Source organism: Agathobacter rectalis ATCC 33656 (genome assembly GCF_000020605.1).
Lineage (GTDB): Bacteria > Bacillota > Clostridia > Lachnospirales > Lachnospiraceae > Roseburia > Roseburia rectalis.
On record NC_012781.1, the window covers coordinates 872,499 to 888,821 of the forward strand.

Genomic DNA, 16,323 nt, shown 5'->3' on the forward strand with positions numbered 1-16,323 from the left:
ATTAGACAAAATACTTTGACGTGGTGCAGTGATAATGCTTTAAAAAATCAAAATAATGCATTATCGATACAAATCCAAGAGGGAGAGAAAAATATGGGTAAGTACATTGTAAAGAGAGTTATTCTCGCTATTTTTACAATCTTCATTATCAGTCTTATTACATTCTTTGCCATGAATGCAATTCCGGGTGGTCCATTCAATTCGGAGAAGGCAAAGAGTCCGGCGGTAATGAAAGAGCTTGAGGCACGCTACGGACTGGATCAGCCACTTATAGTCCAGTACAAGAATTACATGGCAGGCGTGCTGCACGGAGATTTCGGTGTTAGTCTTAAGACAGACCGTCCGATCTCAGATATCATCGGGGAGAGCTTCCCGATTTCAGCGAAGCTTGGACTCTTAGCGGCGCTCACTGCGATAGTATTCGGAGTGGTGCTCGGTTCGATAGCAGCGCTGATGCGAAACAGGTGGCCGGATCGAGTTATAGTATTCTTCGTCACACTGATTACGTCGATGCCGTCATTTGTCATCGCTACGTTATTACTTTATTTCTTCTGTATAAAGCTTGGCGTGGTGCAGGCTTTCAGCTCAGGAAGCAACATGATATTACTTCCGGTGCTGTCACTGTCACTTTCACCGATGGCATATATTACAAGACTTACAAAGACTTCAATGCTTGATGCACTCGGACAGGATTACATCCGTACGGCAAAGGCCAAGGGTGTACATCAGTACAAGATTATATTTGTACATGCGCTTCGTAATGCGCTCATTCCGGTCATCACATATGTGGGACCTATGATTGGTGGTATCCTCACAGGTTCAATGGTTATTGAGAGTATTTTCAATATCGGAGGACTCGGTTCCAAGTTCGTAAGCTGTATCACAAACCGTGATTACACAATGATTATGGCCACAACACTTTTCCTTGCTGTCATCATGGTAGGCGCGAACCTCATTACAGATATTGTATACAAAGTGATTGATCCACGTATTAAGCTTGATTAAGGAGAGATAAAGATGAAAGATAATATGAAGAGAGCTCCTTTCTCCACACAGATTGACCTTAGCAAGTTCAATATGAAGGATTTTGCCAAGGCATCAGATGAAGAGAAACGCCAGCAGGAGGTTATGGGTGAGTCAACTACCTTCTTTAAGGATGGTCTTAAGAGACTCCGTAAAAATCCACTGGCTATGGGTTCTATTATAGTTTTGGTTTTACTTATTTTGGTTATTCTTCTGGCACCAAAGATTGTGCCTTACGGCTATGCAGATATCGTTAAGGGTGCACAGAACTTAGGACCTTTCCAGTACAGCGATGCTGAGCAGGCACAGATTGATGCAGGTGAGAAGCTGTTCCCGCACATTTTTGGCACAGATGAGCTCGGAAGAGACTATTTTATCCGTGTTGTTTACGGAGCTCGTGTTTCGCTGGGAGTCGGTGTGTTTGCATCACTGCTTGTGCTTATAATCGGTATCATTTACGGTTCCGTATCAGGCTTCTGCGGTGGCAAGGTAGATATGGTTATGATGAGAATAGTAGATATCATTTATTCATTGCCGGATATGCTGCTCATCATTTTACTCGCAGTTGTATTAAATGAGGTGCTGACACCTGTAATAAAGGGTACAGTGCTTTCAAAGCTCGGTGTCAACATGATTGCACTTTTCATAGTGTTTGGATTGCTTTACTGGGTAGGAATGGCAAGACTTATAAGAGGTCAGATTCTTACCATTAAGCAGAATGAGTACATTCTCGCAGCAAAGTGTATCGGAACATCATCAGCCCGCACTATCAGAAAACACATTTTACCGAACTGTCTGTCAGTAATCATCATTACTACAGCGCTTCAGATACCATCAGCCATCTTTACTGAGAGTTATCTGTCATTTATCGGACTTGGTGTTTCGGCTCCTATGCCTTCACTTGGTTCGTTGGCAAATACAGCGCGTGGCGGACTCCAGAGCTACCCATTGCGTCTTATTTTTCCGGCGCTTACGATTTGTATCATTGTTCTTACATTGAATCTTATCGGTGACGGCTTAAGAGATGCATTTGACCCTAAATTATCGAAATAGTAAGGAGTGAGTAAGATGGAAGATAATAAGTTTGTTCTTGAAGTATCTGATCTGCACACTACCTTCAAGACCGATAACGGAGACGTATCAGCTGTAAACGGTGTCAGCTTTAAGCTTGAGCCGGGAAAGACTCTTGGAATCGTAGGAGAGTCAGGATCAGGAAAGTCAGTTACAGCATATTCAATCATGCAGATTCTTGCTGAGAATGGTGCCATCACAGGCGGCTCAGTAAAATATAAGGGTGAGGATATCACCAAATGGAACAAAAAGAAAATGGCAGATTTCAGAGGAAAATGCTGTTCAATCATTTTCCAGGATCCTATGACATCGCTTAATCCGGTATTTACGGTAGGCTACCAGCTTGAGGAGGCAGTGCTTCTTCACACAGACCGTACAAAGAAGGAAGCAAAAGAGCGTGCTATAGAGATGCTCACACTTGTAGGCGTTAATGAGCCTGAGAAGCGTGTAAATCAGTACCCTCATGAGCTTTCCGGTGGTATGAGACAGCGTGTCATGATAGCTATGGCATTAGCCTGTGAGCCGGATATCCTTATCGCAGATGAGCCGACAACAGCTCTTGATGTGACTATCCAGGCACAGATTCTTGAGCTTATGCAGTCATTGCAGGAAAAGCTCGGCATGGCCATCATCATGGTTACACATGATCTGGGTGTCATTGCTTCAATGTGTGATGAGATCATAGTTATGTACGGCGGCCGTGTGTGTGAGAGAGGAACAGCAGATGCCATATTCTACAGCCCGGCGCATGAGTACACAAAGGGACTGCTTCGTTCAATCCCTACAAAGACCAATTCAAAAACCAGGCTTGTTCCTATCGGAGGCACACCAATCAATATGCTCAACATGCCAGATGGTTGTGCATTCTGCCCTCGCTGTGATGCCGCTATGAAGATATGTCTCACCGAAAAGCCGGAGGAAATCTGGGTTGGAGAGGATCATCTCGCATCATGCTGGATGAATATTAAGAATATGATGGAGGAGGGAAAATCAAATGAGTAATGAGACAAATAACAACGAGTACCTGCTCAAGGTAGACCATTTGAAGCAGTATTTCCCTGTTCATGACGGATTTAAAAAGATGGAATTAAAGGCAGTCGATGATGTGTCATTTGCCATAAAGCCGGGTGAGACGCTTGGACTTGTTGGCGAGTCAGGCTGTGGAAAGACAACCGTAGGACGTACTCTTTTACGTCTGTACCAGCCGACAGCTGGACGCATTGAGTTCGACGGCAATGTTTTGTTTGACAGTGAGAAGAAGATAGATGTGAATATGCATCCTTACCGTAAGCAGATGCAGATGGTATTCCAGGATCCGTATTCATCACTCAACCCTCGTATGACGGTTGAGGATATCATCGGAGAGCCTCTCGATGTGCACAAGCTCTATAATAGCAAGAAAGAGCGCCATGAGATGATTATGGATCTCATGGAGACAGTTGGACTAAACGCAGACCATGCCACACGTTATGCACATGAGTTTTCGGGTGGACAGAGACAGCGTATCGGAATAGCAAGAGCGCTTGCAGTAGATCCGAAGTTTATCGTATGTGATGAGCCGGTATCGGCACTTGATGTTTCAATTCAGGCTCAGGTAGTCAACATGTTTGAGGATCTGCAGAAGGAGAGAGGGTTATCATACCTGTTTATAGCGCACGATCTGCTTGTAGTGCAGCATATCTCTGATAGAATAGCTGTTATGTACTTAGGTCATATGATGGAGCTTGCAGATGCGGATGAGCTGATGGACAATCCAATCCATCCGTACACACAGTCGTTGCTTTCAGCGGTTCCGATCCCGGATCCTGAGACTGCCAGACACAGCAAGCGAATCGTGCTTGAGGGAGATGTTCCTTCGCCTCTTCGCATGCCTAGCGGCTGTCCATTCCGTTCGCGTTGTAAATATGCGACAGAACAGTGTGCAGCAGCACGTCCGGAGCTTACAGACAGAGGAAACGGACATATGGTTGCATGCTTCAACCGCTAATATAAGGTTTTTACCGGCATATAGCTTAAGCCACATGTGCCGGTTCTAACATAAATTTATTTTTCATATTAATTAATTAGGAGGAAGAAAGATGAAAAAGAGATTAGTAGCACTTACTCTTGTTGCAGCTATGGCACTTGGCATGACTGCTTGTGGAAGCAAGAGCGAGGGCAAAATATCTACTAACGACACATCTGCTAACGGCACTTCTCATACTGCTGTATCAGCAGGCGTAGACTGGACAGGCTATGATGAGTTAGTAGAATCTATCCGTACAGAAGCAGATCTTGCAAAGCGTGCAGAGATGATGCACCAGGCAGAGGATATGCTTATGGATACATGGTGTGTTATTCCACTTTACTACTACAATGACCAGTATATGCTCAAGGATTATGTCACAGACGTATACTCAACAGTAGAGGGTATGAAATACTTCTACAATGCAAAGAACACAAAGAATGCCGGAAAGTTAAACATCTTCATGGCATCAGAGCCTGATCATATCGATCCTGCATTAAACAGTACTGTTGACGGCGGATGTCTTGCAGTAAACAGCTTTGAGGGTCTTATGCGTTACAACGCTGAGGGCAAGCTTGAGCCTGCATGTGCAGAGAGCTATGAGGTTTCTGAGGATGGCCTCACATACACATTCACAATGCGTGACGGTCTTAAGTGGTCAAACGGTGATGAGCTTACTGCAAAGGATTTCGAGTGGTCTTGGAGGAGAGCTGCAGATCCTAAGACAGCTGCAGATTACAGCTACCTTTGCGCAGTATTCGCAGGATATGATGATACAAAGGGTCTTGCTGCTGATGATGTAGTAGCTTCTGATGATGGAAAGACTCTTACTGTCAAGCTTAAAGCAGTTACACCATACTTCCTTGACTTATGTGCATTCCCATTCTTCTTCCCTGTAAACCAGAAGTCAGTAGAGGGAAATGATGACTGGGCAAACGATGCAAGCGACAAGTTCGTTACAAACGGTGCATTCACACTCAAGGAGTGGAAGCATGATTCAAGCATGACATATGTTAAGAATCCTAACTATTGGGATGCTGACAATGTAACAGTTGATGAGATGAACGTAATGCTTACATCTGATGATGTTTCAGCTTACACAGCTTACCAGAACGGTGACCTTGATTTCATCGATACAGTTCCTACAGCCGAGATTGAGGCAGCTAAGAAGACAAGCGAGTTCTACACAGTTGACAACCTTGGAACATACTACGTAGGCTTCAACATTAACTCTAAGCTCTACTCAGAACTTGGATTAGATGCTGACCAGGCTAAGGTATTCAGAAAAGCAATCTGTCTTCTTATCGATCGTCAGTACATTATCGATACAATCGCCCAGGGCGGACAGAAGATTGCCACAACATTTATCCCAGAGGGCGTTACAGATGGTAACGGTGGCGAGTTCAAGAACAAAGATTACTACGGCACAGATTACGATAAGAACTTTGAGGAGGCTAAAGAGCTTCTTGCTTCTATCGGATTATTAGATGAGAGCACAGGTCAGGTAAACCAGACTGTCGAGTTCTCATACCTTGTAAACAACTCAGAGTCAAATGTAAAGATTGGTGAGGCTATTCAGGCAGATCTTTCAAAGGTAGGTATCAACTTAAAGGTTGAGCAGCAGGAGTGGAACGTATTCCTTAACAGCCGTAAGGACGGACAGTTTGATTTCGCCCGTGAGGGATGGCTTATGGATTACAACGATCCAATCAACATGCTTGAGATGTTCACAACAAAATCAGGTAACAACGATATGCAGTTCGGTCGTTAATCTGATTTTGCTATCATAACAAAGCCGCTCGTGCCATTCGCACGACGATGCGAATAACATGCAGAGTATATAGGAAGTCATACAGCTATTGTATGGCTTCCTTTTTTTGCGTTTAAAGTGGGCTTTTCAGAGCGAAAAAAGGCTCTTTAAAAAAATATGATAATGGTGTAGAATTGTTATTATATAGTTTTAGAATGATGTTTGAGGGTGTGTGATGATTTTAGGACTAAGTGATACGGAAAAGAAATTTAAGTCAGCGATGGATACGGCGGGTGCCGACATGACAGTGGTCAACAGCTGGCTTAAGTTGTATGTCAAAACCAAAAAGAATTCCTCCGGTGTTGCAAAGCGCTATTATGGCGTGAAGACAGGCTTAAGCAGTCTGCTTTCAGATTTAAAGGAGCTTGAGCAACAAGTTATCGGGTATTGTGAGCTCACAGGAACAGACCGGAAGCACTTTGGAGAGCTGATAAAGGCTTGCAAAGCGAAAAGCGGCATGTTTGACGATGAATTTTTAATCAGCAAGGTGGACACGGATTTTCACACGACTCTGGACTCTGTTGTAAAGCAGGGGGAGAGATATCTGTCATCCTTTGACAACGGTATCATTTTACAGAGTGAGATAGAGAATCTGATACACCTGACAAATGAGGGGCTTGAAAGGAAAAAGCCTGATTTGTTTGCTCTGTCATATTTCTATCTGGGGCACAGCAACAAAGAGCTTGCAGAGCTAAATTTCACACAAAAGACTAAGAGAGTGCATGAGATATATTACGAGGAGTTCTGGAAGGATATATTAAAGCAGCTTGAGGCATGTGTGAAGCAGGCTGAGGCCATAAACGATAAGTATGAGGGCACGACAGACCGGCGCACGGCAAGGATACTGTCGGAGCTTAATCCGCTGCTTGTGGGTGTTACAAAGCAATGGGAGCCGGAACAGACAGCAGAATACATACTGCGCGATATGTGCAGGATATTCAGGGATTGACATAGAAAATGCAGATTGATAAAGGAGCAGAATATGGATGTTATAATTTGGGCAATTATCTTAGGAGCTGTTTTTTACATTAACAAAAAATCAAAGAGCGCAGGCAGTAAAAACACGCAGCCAAACAAACCGAGACCGCAGCAGAAGCAGATACAGCAGATATGGAACAGCATGCAGAATACAGTTCAGTCGGGTATGAATGCATTGAACCAGACATGTCAGCAGAAATCACAGCCACAGATGCAGCAGAGAGTACAGCAGCCTCAGAGACCACGGATGCAGCAGAGAGTACAGCCACAGCAGAGAGTACAGCCACAGCAGAGAGTACAGCAGAGCAATCCGGATATAGTGCAGAGGGCCGTGAAAAATAACGCACGCTTTGCGGATGATACGACACAAAAAGAGCTTGAGGCTATGCACGGACATAGCGAGGCACAGCAGAGGATGGCTCAGGAGCACTCAAGAAACTGCCAGACACTGCATACCAAAGCGGCAGACGGTGCAAAGATTATAGAGGCTGAGACACAGAGCATGTTTGGCAGTGTTGAGGATCTGATTGCCATGGGATACAGTGGCAATCTGGAGTTTGAGAGAGATTTCCTTGGGGAAGGCTTAGACATGATTAACAACTTTTAAATAATATGAAAAGAGGCAGAAATGATGGACAGAACACCAAAGCCCGGAGAGCTTTACAGGCACTTTAAGAATAAGCTGTATCAGATAGTTACAGTGGCGACACATTCAGAGACAGGGGAAAAGCTTGTGATTTATCAGGCTTTATATGATGATTTTGGGATATACGCCAGACCACTCGACATGTTTGTAAGCGAGGTGGACCATGAGAAATATCCTGATGTGAAGCAGAAATACAGATTTGAGAAGATCACACTTAAGGATAAGCCGGAGGATATGTCGGGAAAGAGTATCTCTTTGAGCACTAATGCGATTGCAGCTAATGCACCTGAAGCTGTGAGTGTTCAGACACAGGCATGTTATGAGCCGGCACCGGATGCAGATGAAGGCCAGGCACCGGATCCGCGTTTGCTGGAGTTCCTTGATGCGGATACCTTTGAAGAGAAGTACAATATACTTATTTCAATGAGGGATATCATAACCGACCGCCTTATAGATGACATAGCGGTGGTTATGGATGTTGTAGTTCCTGAGGGCCCATTGCAAAAGCGGTATGATGATTTAAAGAATACGATAAAGACCAGGCAGTACTATGAATTTTCCAATCGGCTCAGATAGCTGTTGTGATATTTGCCGGATTCAGTGACATCCTCGCCAAACCAGTCAGGCGCTGTGAATTCATTTGCTGCGTCGACAGAGTCGAATTCAACCTCCACGAGTGTAAGAGGAGCCAGATCACCCTCAAATACATCAAGCTCTGCGGTCAGACCACCGTCAAGAGGTATGAGATAGCGTGTCTTTTCGATGAGACGACCGTCAATCTTTTGGACAAGATGGTCGTAGGCTTCTTTTGTGAGAGGAAGATTGTACTCCTCGCGCACCATAAGACCGGCTCCCTTGTAGGTCATATAATAGCTGTCATTTGAGCGTCTGACTCTGACAACAGGCGAGGTGCACAGATAGCCCTGGGCGATTTTTTTGCTCGCGTAGCTGTCTAAATTGGAAGGAAGCTGTTTAAGTAAGTATTTTCTTTCGATTTCCATGGTATATCCTTTCAGGTTACTGGTAGATTTATAGTTACGGTTTATACTTTTGTTTTACCCTCATATCATTTATATATGATTATAATGACCGGTATTTAAAAATTCAAGGACGAACCGCAGCTTTTTATAGTATGATTAAAGGGTCAAAAGGTATCATAGTATTATCAAAGAAAAATAAAGGAGAAAAATATGATTAAAGTAGGAATTTTTATGGCAGACGGCTGTGAGGAGATTGAAGGACTTACAGTAGTCGATATAGTTAGAAGAGCAAAGCTTGAGATTGAAACCATATCAATCACGGAAAAAGCCGAGGTGACAAGCTCTCATCAGGTGACATTTAAGACAGATACCACAAAGGCACAGGCTGATTTTGACAGCTACGATGCAATCGTACTGCCGGGAGGCATGCCGGGTACATTAAACCTCGGTGCTGATGAGACCGTAGTAAAGACAATTAAGAGATTCGCCGCTGAGGGAAAGCTTGTTGCAGCGATATGTGCAGCGCCTAGCGTGCTCGGTGAGAATCATATACTTGAGGGCAAAAAAGCTACCTGTCATCCGGGTTTTGAGGAAAAGCTGCTCGGTGCACAGTGGCTTGAGCAGCCTGTAGTTGTGGACGGCAATGTGATTACAAGTCGTGGAATGGGAACAGCTATTGCGTTTGCACTCGAGCTTGTCAGATACTTCACAGACGATGCCACAGTAGAGCATATTCGACAGGGACTGGTATACTAGACCGGCAAGCCCTGTATTATAACAAAAGAGGTCACACACCAAACCCCATGGTGCGCGGCCTCTTTTTATGCTTGCATTTGAAGCGTACATTTGAAGCCTGCTATTGCAGAGCTTATTTCATCTGCTGCTCCTGCTTCATGATCATCTGCTTGACCATCTCGCCACCGATTGAACCGGCCTGCTTAGAAGTAAGGTCACCGTTGTAGCCCTCTTTTAAAGGAACTCCAAGCTCTGAAGCAACCTCTTCCTTGAAACGGCTCATAGCCTCTTTTGCCTCCGGTACAGAAGCCTTTTTACTACTTGATGCTGCCATAATGCAATACCTCCTTTTAAAACGTTATACACAAGCTGTATGTGTATGGAAATATTATGCCGTAAAATGACAAAAATATGTTTTGGTATTGCTGACAATTTATGGAATTATACACAAAAGCAAATTTAATGTAAAAAACACTGGAAATAGTGGATTTGTTGTGTTATAATCATCCAATGACTGGGCTTAGCAGTTTAAAAAGCATGCCCACATTACATTTGATGTACATACCATTCATATATATTTTTAAGGAGGATAACGATTGACATGAGTGTACAGGTTGAGAATTTAGAGCATAATATGGCGAAGCTTACTATTGAGGTAGCAGCTGAGGAATTAGAGAAAGCATTGGATTCTGCATATCAGAAGCAGAAGAAACAGATTAGTGTACCTGGATTCCGTAAAGGAAAAGTGCCAAGAGCTATGATTGAGAAAATGTATGGAGCAGGTGTGTTCTACGAGGATGCAGCAAACATTCTTATGCAGCAGACATACGCAGGTGCAGTTGACGAGAGCGGTGTTGACATTGTTTCACGCCCAACAGTTGAGGTTACTCAGATTGAGAAGGGACAGCCTTTCATCTACACAGCAGAGGTTGCTGTAAGACCTGAGGTTACTCTTGGTAAGTACATGGGCGTTACAGTTACAAAGATCGACACATCAGTTTCTGATGAAGAGGTTGACGCTGAGCTTGAGAACCAGAGAAACAAAAATGCAAGAACAGTTACAGTTACAGATCGTCCTGTAGCAGAGGGAGATACAGCAGTTATCGACTTTGAGGGATTTGTTGACGGAGTAGCTTTCGAGGGTGGAAAGGGTGAGAATCATCCATTAGAGATTGGTTCACACACATTCATCGATACATTCGAGGATCAGTTAGTAGGAAAGAACACAGGCGATGAGGTTGAGGTCAATGTAACATTCCCTGAGAAGTATCAGGCAGAAGACCTTGCAGGAAAGCCGGCTACATTCAAGGTTAAGATCAACGAGATCAAGGCTAAGGAGCTTCCAGAGCTTGATGATGAGTTTGCACAGGATGCAGCAGGTGTTGATACATTAGCTGAGTACAAAGAGGAAATCAAAAAGAACCTCACAGAGAAGAAAGAGACAGAAGCTAAGAAGACTAAAGAGGATGAGGCTATCCAGAAGATTATCGACAAGTCAAAGATGGATCTTCCTGAGGCAATGATTGAGACACAGTGTGAGACAATGGTTGAGGAGTTCGCTCAGAGAATCGCACAGAGCGGTCTTACAATGGAGCAGTACTTACAGTTCTCAGGCATGACAGTTGACCAGCTTAAGGATCAGGTTCGTCCTGAGGCTACAACACGTATCCAGAGCAGCCTTGTACTTGAGCAGATTGCCAAGGAGGAAAACATCGAGGTTACTGATGCAGATATCGATGCTGAGGTAGAGAAGATGGCTAAGGCATACGGCATGGAGGCTGATAAGCTTAAAGAGTACATGGGAGATGCTGAGAAGGAGTCTATGAAGAAAGACATTGCTATCACAAAGGCCGTAGATCTTATCATGGACAACGTTAAAGAGCGTGCAAAGGCAAAGAAAAAGGCTGATGCAGAAGAGTCTACAGAAGAATAAGATTTTTGAATCAAGATTTGATTGACTGGCTCAGAAGCCTATTTTCTGAGCCGGTCTTTTGAGCTTTTATAAAGGAGGTATTTTATATGAGTTTAGTACCATATGTCATTGAACAGACCAGCAGAGGAGAGCGCAACTACGACATTTACTCCAGATTATTAAAAGATCGTATCATTTTCCTTGGAGAGGAAGTAAATGAGACAACAGCCAGCCTTGTTGTTGCCCAGCTTTTATTCCTTGAGTCCGAGGATCCGAATAAGGATATCCACCTTTACATCAATTCACCGGGTGGAATGGTTACAGCAGGACTTGCTATTTACGATACTATGCAGTACATCAAGTGTGATGTTTCAACAATCTGTATCGGTCTTGCAGCAAGCATGGGAGCTTTCCTTCTTGCAGGCGGTGCAAAGGGCAAGAGATATGCTCTTCCAAATGCAGAGATTATGATTCATCAGCCATCTGGCGGTGCAAAGGGTCAGGCTACTGAGATTCAGATTGCTGCAGAAAATATTTTAAAGACAAAGAAGAGATTAAACGAAATTTTAGCAGCCAATACAGGCAAGCCATACGAGACAATTGCAGCTGATACAGAGCGAGACAACTATATGTCAGCACAGGAAGCCGCAGAGTATGGTCTCATAGACAGTGTAATAACAAACAGATAATCAGAAGTTAGATGAATTTAAGAGGGTACCCCATATGGGATGCCCTCATGCAATAAAAGGAGTTAATAATGGCAGGAAAAAACGACGGAAAGATTCGCTGCTCATTTTGCGGTAAGACACAGGACCAGGTAAATCGTTTGATTTCCGGACCTAATGGAGCTTTTATCTGCGATGAGTGTATAGATATATGTGCCGAGATTCTTGAGGAAGAAGGCGTAGATGGCCATGAGGACAAAAGCAGCGCTAAGGATGATATAAATCTTGTTACTCCGGAGGAGCTTAAGGCGTTTCTGGACGATTATGTAATAGGACAGGACCAGGCAAAGAAGGTGCTTTCGGTTGCTGTTTACAATCACTATAAGAGAGTTCTGGCAGGTGATACATCAGATGTAGAGCTTCAGAAGAGTAATATTCTCATGCTTGGACCTACAGGCTCAGGAAAGACACTTCTTGCGCAGACACTTGCCAGAGTGATAAATGTTCCATTTGCTATCGCTGATGCTACAACACTTACAGAGGCAGGATACGTAGGTGAGGATGTGGAGAATATCCTATTAAAGCTTATTCAGGCGGCAGATTATGATATCGAGCGTGCAGAGCATGGTATCATTTATATAGATGAGATAGATAAAATTACAAAGAAATCAGAGAATGTCTCAATCACCAGAGATGTGTCAGGCGAGGGTGTACAGCAGGCTCTTTTAAAGATTCTTGAGGGCACAGAAGCATCTGTACCGCCACAGGGCGGAAGAAAGCATCCGCAGCAGGAGCTTATTCCTATTGATACTACTAATATACTTTTTATCTGCGGTGGAGCATTTGATGGTCTGGAAAAAATTATCGACAGTCGTATGGATACATCATCTATAGGCTTCAATTCAGATGTAAAGTCAAAGACAGAGCTCAATGTAGGAGAGGCGTTTAAGCATGCACTTCCACAGGATTTTGTAAAGTTTGGATTGATTCCTGAGTTTATCGGACGTGTACCTATTACCGTTTCTCTCGAGGCACTCGACAGGGATGCACTTATCCGTATACTTAAGGAGCCTAAGAACTCGCTTATCAAGCAGTACACCAAGCTTTTTGAACTTGACGGAGTAGGTCTTGAGTTCACAGACGATGCAGTAAATGCCATCGCTGACAAGGCACTTGAGAGAAAGACAGGAGCCAGAGGACTTCGTGCCATCATGGAGGCTGTTATGCTTGACCTTATGTATCGTATACCATCAGACAAGAGCATCAGCAAGTGCGTAATCGACAAGGATACAGTTGAGGAAAACTTAAAGCTTGATGGTGATTGCGTGCCTGAGGCATATATCGAGGAAAAAGCGGCATCGTAAGTACATGGCGGTATTTTACAAAAGATACAGCATCGGATAATATAAATTGCACAGCGGTTTGTTATGCATGGCTGTGCAATAATACAGGAGATATAAGTGGAAGAACAGATTATGAATATGCCTGCAGTAGCGCTGAGAGGGCTTACTATTCTGCCGGGGATGATTGCCCATTTCGACATCAGCAGAGAGCGCTCCCTTCGTGCTGTTGAGGAGGCTATGGAGCAGGATCAAAAGATTTATCTTGTCACACAAAGGAATGTGGACAGTGAGGACCCGACTCAGGAAGACCTCTATCAGATGGGTATTGTTGCTGATATAAAGCAGGTTGTCAGATTACAGAATGATGTTGTGAGAATACTCGTAGATGGAATAAGCCGGGCAGCATTGCTTGGCTTTACCGGTAATGAGAAGTACCTTGAGGCAGAAATCTGTTATTGTGATAGTAATGCAGACAGCCTGCCGGAGGATCTCAGGGAAGCCATGCTTCTCGGAGTCAGAGAGGCTTTTCACAGATATGCGGCAGTCGTCGGCAAAATCAGCAAGGAGCTTATCAGACAGATAGATCAGTATGAGGATCTTGAAAAGCTCATTGATTATGTAACCAACAATCTGCCGGTGTCATATGAGCTTAAGCAGCAGGTGCTTGAGGCAGAGGATATCAATGACAGATATCAGGTTATAGTATCATTACTTCTCTCCCAGGTGGAGGTTATTTCCATAAAGAATGAGCTTCAGAAAAAAGTAAAGGTTCGTGTGGACAAGCATCAGAAGGAGTATGTGCTTCGTGAACAGCTTGGTGTGATACGTGAGGAGCTGGGCGAGAATGCTGACTCGGAGGCTGATGAATATGAGAAAAAGCTATCTGAGTTAGATGCGCCTGACTACGTAAAGGAAAAGACGAAAAAAGAGATAAAGCGCTTTAGAAATATGAGCAGCAGCTCATCAGAGAGCACAGTTGAGAGAGGCTATATAGAGACAGTACTTGAGCTTCCGTGGAACAAGATGTCTGTGGACAACAAGGATCTTGACCATGCAGCACAGGTGCTGGATGATGATCACTACGGATTAAAGGATGTTAAGGAGAGAATACTTGAGTTTCTGGCAGTCAGAAATCTGACAAGCAAGGGAGAGAGTCCTATAATTTGTCTTGTAGGTCCTCCGGGAACAGGAAAGACAAGCATAGCCCGTTCAATTGCGTCTGCACTGGAGAAGAAATATGTGCGTATTTCTCTTGGTGGTGTGCGCGATGAGGCAGAAATCCGTGGACACAGAAAGACATATATCGGCGCTATGCCGGGCCGTATAGTAAATGGCTTAAGACAGGCAGGCGTTTCAAATCCTCTCATGCTGTTGGATGAGATAGATAAGGTGTCAAGTGACTACAAGGGTGACACATCAGCCGCTCTTCTCGAGGTGCTTGACAGTGAGCAGAACTGCAGATTCAGGGATCATTACATCGAGATGCCTGTGGATTTGTCGGAGGTGCTTTTTATTGCAACGGCAAATGAGGTTTCAGGTATTCCAAAGCCACTTCTTGACAGGATGGAGCTTATCGAGGTGTCAAGCTACACTGAAAATGAGAAATTTCACATAGCAAAGGAACACCTGGTTGAGAAGCAAAAGAGCAAAAACGGAATTAAAAAGGAACAGCTTACGATAACAGATGGTGCTTTAAAGGATATCATCAGGCTGTACACCAGAGAGGCCGGAGTCAGAAGCCTTGAGAGGACTATCGGCAAGCTGTGCCGCAAGGCTGCCAGGGAAATCTTCAAGGACAGCGAAGCTGCTGTAAAGGTTACAAAGACCAATCTTAAGACGTATCTGGGCAATCCGAAGTACAGTCCGGAGAAGAAAAATGATCACGCAGAGGTTGGAATCGTTAGAGGCCTGGCATGGACCAGCGTGGGCGGAGTTACACTCGAGGTTGAGGTGAATGTGCTGCCGGGCAAGGGTGAGCTCGTGCTCACCGGTAAGCTTGGCGACGTGATGAAGGAGTCGGCACAGGCGGCACTTAGCTATGTGCGCTCAATAAGCGAAGGATATGGCATTGATGCAGAGTTTTACACGAAGCATGATATCCATATACATATCCCGGAGGGCGCAGTGCCAAAGGACGGACCATCTGCAGGCATCACTATGGCGACAGCCATGCTCTCAGCCATTACAGACAGAGCTGTCAGGGCAGATGTAGCCATGACAGGCGAGATAACACTGCGCGGCAGGGTGCTTCCGATAGGAGGACTCAAGGAAAAGCTGCTTGCAGCCAAAGTAATCGGAATAAAAACAGTATGTATTCCAAAGGATAATGAAAAGGACCTGGAGGAGATTTCAAAAGAAATAACAGACGGCATGGAAATCGTGCCGGTGGAGAGATTTTCACAGGTGGAGAAGATAGCATTTGTAAAATAAGAATGAGGAAGAGATTATGGTAATTAAAAGTGTTAATTTAGAGACAGTTTGCGGAATTACAAGCACAATCCCTGACAATGAGTATAATGAAGTGGCATTCGCCGGCAAGTCAAATGTAGGCAAGTCGTCACTGATCAACGCACTCATGAACAGAAAGTCACTTGCCAGGATCTCTTCACAGCCCGGCAAGACACAGACCATCAATTTTTATAACGTCAATGACGCCATGTATCTGGTCGATCTGCCGGGCTATGGCTATGCCAATGCCAATATCGAGATAAAAGCTAAATGGGGACAGATGATAGAAAACTATCTTCACACCTCCAAAAAGCTTCAGGCAGTGTTTCTTTTAATAGATATAAGGCATGAGCCATCGGACAATGATATCATGATGTATGACTGGATGGTAAACCAGGGCTTTGCACCGATTATCATTGCAACCAAATCTGATAAATTGAAAAAAAGCCAGATTGCCGCACACATAAAGACTATCAAGGATGTGCTTCATGTGAAGCCGGGCACGGTAGTTATACCGTTTTCGTCCATGTCAAAGGAAGGCAGGGACGAAATCTGGAATCTCATAGATTCACTCGTGTTTGACGAGGAGACGCTTCTTGCCATGAAACAGGAGGAAGAAGCAAAGCGCGAGGCAAAATCAGCTGCAAAAAGAGCCGCTGCATCCCAGCCACACAAAAAGGAGCGCTGGAAGAAGACCGGAAAGCCGG

General features: G+C 44.3%; 15 protein-coding genes and 1 pseudogene. 14 read left to right on the forward strand and 2 right to left on the reverse strand.

Features of this window, described 5'->3' with window-relative positions; all coding sequences use genetic code 11:
- The first annotated feature begins 93 nt into the window (after positions 1 to 93).
- From EUBREC_RS04345 to EUBREC_RS04380, 8 genes are all read left to right on the forward strand, one after another.
- Positions 94 to 1,005, forward strand: a complete 912-nt coding sequence (locus EUBREC_RS04345; RefSeq protein ID WP_015516849.1) for an ABC transporter permease — start codon at positions 94 to 96, stop codon at positions 1,003 to 1,005.
- A gap of 12 nt (positions 1,006 to 1,017) precedes the next feature.
- On the forward strand, positions 1,018 to 2,076 hold the full coding sequence (locus tag EUBREC_RS04350) for an ABC transporter permease (RefSeq protein WP_012741841.1): 1,059 nt from the start codon (positions 1,018 to 1,020) through the stop codon (positions 2,074 to 2,076).
- 15 nt (positions 2,077 to 2,091) lie between these two features.
- Positions 2,092 to 3,096 (forward strand): ABC transporter ATP-binding protein, encoded by a 1,005-nt coding sequence (locus EUBREC_RS04355; protein WP_012741842.1) that lies wholly within the window; start codon positions 2,092 to 2,094, stop codon positions 3,094 to 3,096.
- Positions 3,089 to 4,081 carry an ABC transporter ATP-binding protein gene (locus tag EUBREC_RS04360; protein WP_012741843.1) on the forward strand — a complete coding sequence of 331 codons (993 nt, stop codon included), beginning with the start codon at positions 3,089 to 3,091 and terminating at the stop codon, positions 4,079 to 4,081. Before EUBREC_RS04355 ends, EUBREC_RS04360 begins: the two co-directional genes overlap by 8 nt.
- A 91-nt stretch (positions 4,082 to 4,172) precedes the next feature.
- Positions 4,173 to 5,870, forward strand: coding sequence for a peptide ABC transporter substrate-binding protein (locus EUBREC_RS04365; RefSeq protein ID WP_012741844.1), 1,698 nt, complete (start codon positions 4,173 to 4,175; stop codon positions 5,868 to 5,870).
- A gap of 214 nt (positions 5,871 to 6,084) precedes the next feature.
- Complete coding sequence (locus EUBREC_RS04370) at positions 6,085 to 6,858, forward strand: hypothetical protein (protein WP_012741845.1); 774 nt, start codon at positions 6,085 to 6,087, stop codon at positions 6,856 to 6,858.
- A gap of 33 nt (positions 6,859 to 6,891) precedes the next feature.
- Entirely contained in the window at positions 6,892 to 7,494 is a 603-nt protein-coding gene (locus tag EUBREC_RS04375; RefSeq protein WP_012741846.1) for a hypothetical protein, read from the forward strand.
- Between the two features lie 24 nt (positions 7,495 to 7,518).
- On the forward strand, positions 7,519 to 8,109 hold the full coding sequence (locus EUBREC_RS04380; protein WP_041253923.1) for a DUF1653 domain-containing protein: 591 nt from the start codon (positions 7,519 to 7,521) through the stop codon (positions 8,107 to 8,109).
- Here the strand turns inward: EUBREC_RS04380 and EUBREC_RS04385 are convergent.
- Complete coding sequence (locus EUBREC_RS04385) at positions 8,082 to 8,534, reverse strand: CYTH domain-containing protein (RefSeq protein WP_012741848.1); 453 nt, start codon at positions 8,532 to 8,534, stop codon at positions 8,082 to 8,084. The genes EUBREC_RS04380 and EUBREC_RS04385 overlap by 28 nt on opposite strands.
- Before the next feature lie 189 nt (positions 8,535 to 8,723).
- Here EUBREC_RS04385 and EUBREC_RS04390 point away from each other — a divergent pair, with 189 nt between their 5' ends.
- Complete coding sequence (locus EUBREC_RS04390; RefSeq protein ID WP_012741849.1) at positions 8,724 to 9,269, forward strand: DJ-1 family glyoxalase III; 546 nt, start codon at positions 8,724 to 8,726, stop codon at positions 9,267 to 9,269.
- Positions 9,270 to 9,381: 112 nt separating this feature from the next.
- Here the strand turns inward: EUBREC_RS04390 and EUBREC_RS04395 are convergent, their stop codons facing one another.
- Complete coding sequence (locus EUBREC_RS04395; protein ID WP_012741850.1) at positions 9,382 to 9,582, reverse strand: alpha/beta-type small acid-soluble spore protein; 201 nt, start codon at positions 9,580 to 9,582, stop codon at positions 9,382 to 9,384.
- A 267-nt stretch (positions 9,583 to 9,849) separates the two neighbouring features.
- Between EUBREC_RS04395 and tig the strand changes: the two genes are divergently transcribed.
- The 5 genes and pseudogenes from tig to yihA all read left to right on the forward strand — a co-directional run.
- Positions 9,850 to 11,181, forward strand: coding sequence for a trigger factor (tig, locus tag EUBREC_RS04400; protein WP_012741851.1), 1,332 nt, complete (start codon positions 9,850 to 9,852; stop codon positions 11,179 to 11,181).
- 86 nt (positions 11,182 to 11,267) lie between these two features.
- Positions 11,268 to 11,849 carry an ATP-dependent Clp endopeptidase proteolytic subunit ClpP gene (clpP, locus tag EUBREC_RS04405; RefSeq protein WP_012741852.1) on the forward strand — a complete coding sequence of 194 codons (582 nt, stop codon included), beginning with the start codon at positions 11,268 to 11,270 and terminating at the stop codon, positions 11,847 to 11,849.
- Positions 11,850 to 11,917: 68 nt separating this feature from the next.
- Positions 11,918 to 13,189 carry an ATP-dependent Clp protease ATP-binding subunit ClpX gene (gene clpX, locus EUBREC_RS04410; RefSeq protein WP_012741853.1) on the forward strand — a complete coding sequence of 424 codons (1,272 nt, stop codon included), beginning with the start codon at positions 11,918 to 11,920 and terminating at the stop codon, positions 13,187 to 13,189.
- Between the two features lie 96 nt (positions 13,190 to 13,285).
- Complete coding sequence (gene lon / locus EUBREC_RS04415) at positions 13,286 to 15,598, forward strand: endopeptidase La (RefSeq protein WP_012741854.1); 2,313 nt, start codon at positions 13,286 to 13,288, stop codon at positions 15,596 to 15,598.
- A gap of 16 nt (positions 15,599 to 15,614) precedes the next feature.
- Positions 15,615 to 16,205: pseudogene (gene yihA / locus EUBREC_RS04420) on the forward strand (ribosome biogenesis GTP-binding protein YihA/YsxC); the annotation flags it as partial.
- Positions 16,206 to 16,323: the final 118 nt, after the last annotated feature.

What these genes read in the sequence shown, in the direction of transcription:
- EUBREC_RS04345 (WP_015516849.1), top strand. Translation starts at nt 94, where the DNA reads ATGGGTAAGTACATTGTAAAGAGAGTTATTCTCGCTATTTTTACAATC.
- EUBREC_RS04350 (WP_012741841.1), top strand. Translation starts at nt 1,018, where the DNA reads ATGAAAGATAATATGAAGAGAGCTCCTTTCTCCACACAGATTGACCTT.
- EUBREC_RS04355 (WP_012741842.1), top strand. Translation starts at nt 2,092, where the DNA reads ATGGAAGATAATAAGTTTGTTCTTGAAGTATCTGATCTGCACACTACC.
- EUBREC_RS04360 (WP_012741843.1), top strand. Translation starts at nt 3,089, where the DNA reads ATGAGTAATGAGACAAATAACAACGAGTACCTGCTCAAGGTAGACCAT.
- EUBREC_RS04365 (WP_012741844.1), top strand. Translation starts at nt 4,173, where the DNA reads ATGAAAAAGAGATTAGTAGCACTTACTCTTGTTGCAGCTATGGCACTT.
- EUBREC_RS04370 (WP_012741845.1), top strand. Translation starts at nt 6,085, where the DNA reads ATGATTTTAGGACTAAGTGATACGGAAAAGAAATTTAAGTCAGCGATG.
- EUBREC_RS04375 (WP_012741846.1), top strand. Translation starts at nt 6,892, where the DNA reads ATGGATGTTATAATTTGGGCAATTATCTTAGGAGCTGTTTTTTACATT.
- EUBREC_RS04380 (WP_041253923.1), top strand. Translation starts at nt 7,519, where the DNA reads ATGGACAGAACACCAAAGCCCGGAGAGCTTTACAGGCACTTTAAGAAT.
- EUBREC_RS04385 (WP_012741848.1), bottom strand. Translation starts at nt 8,534, where the DNA reads ATGGAAATCGAAAGAAAATACTTACTTAAACAGCTTCCTTCCAATTTA.
- EUBREC_RS04390 (WP_012741849.1), top strand. Translation starts at nt 8,724, where the DNA reads ATGATTAAAGTAGGAATTTTTATGGCAGACGGCTGTGAGGAGATTGAA.
- EUBREC_RS04395 (WP_012741850.1), bottom strand. Translation starts at nt 9,582, where the DNA reads ATGGCAGCATCAAGTAGTAAAAAGGCTTCTGTACCGGAGGCAAAAGAG.
- tig (WP_012741851.1), top strand. Translation starts at nt 9,850, where the DNA reads ATGAGTGTACAGGTTGAGAATTTAGAGCATAATATGGCGAAGCTTACT.
- clpP (WP_012741852.1), top strand. Translation starts at nt 11,268, where the DNA reads ATGAGTTTAGTACCATATGTCATTGAACAGACCAGCAGAGGAGAGCGC.
- clpX (WP_012741853.1), top strand. Translation starts at nt 11,918, where the DNA reads ATGGCAGGAAAAAACGACGGAAAGATTCGCTGCTCATTTTGCGGTAAG.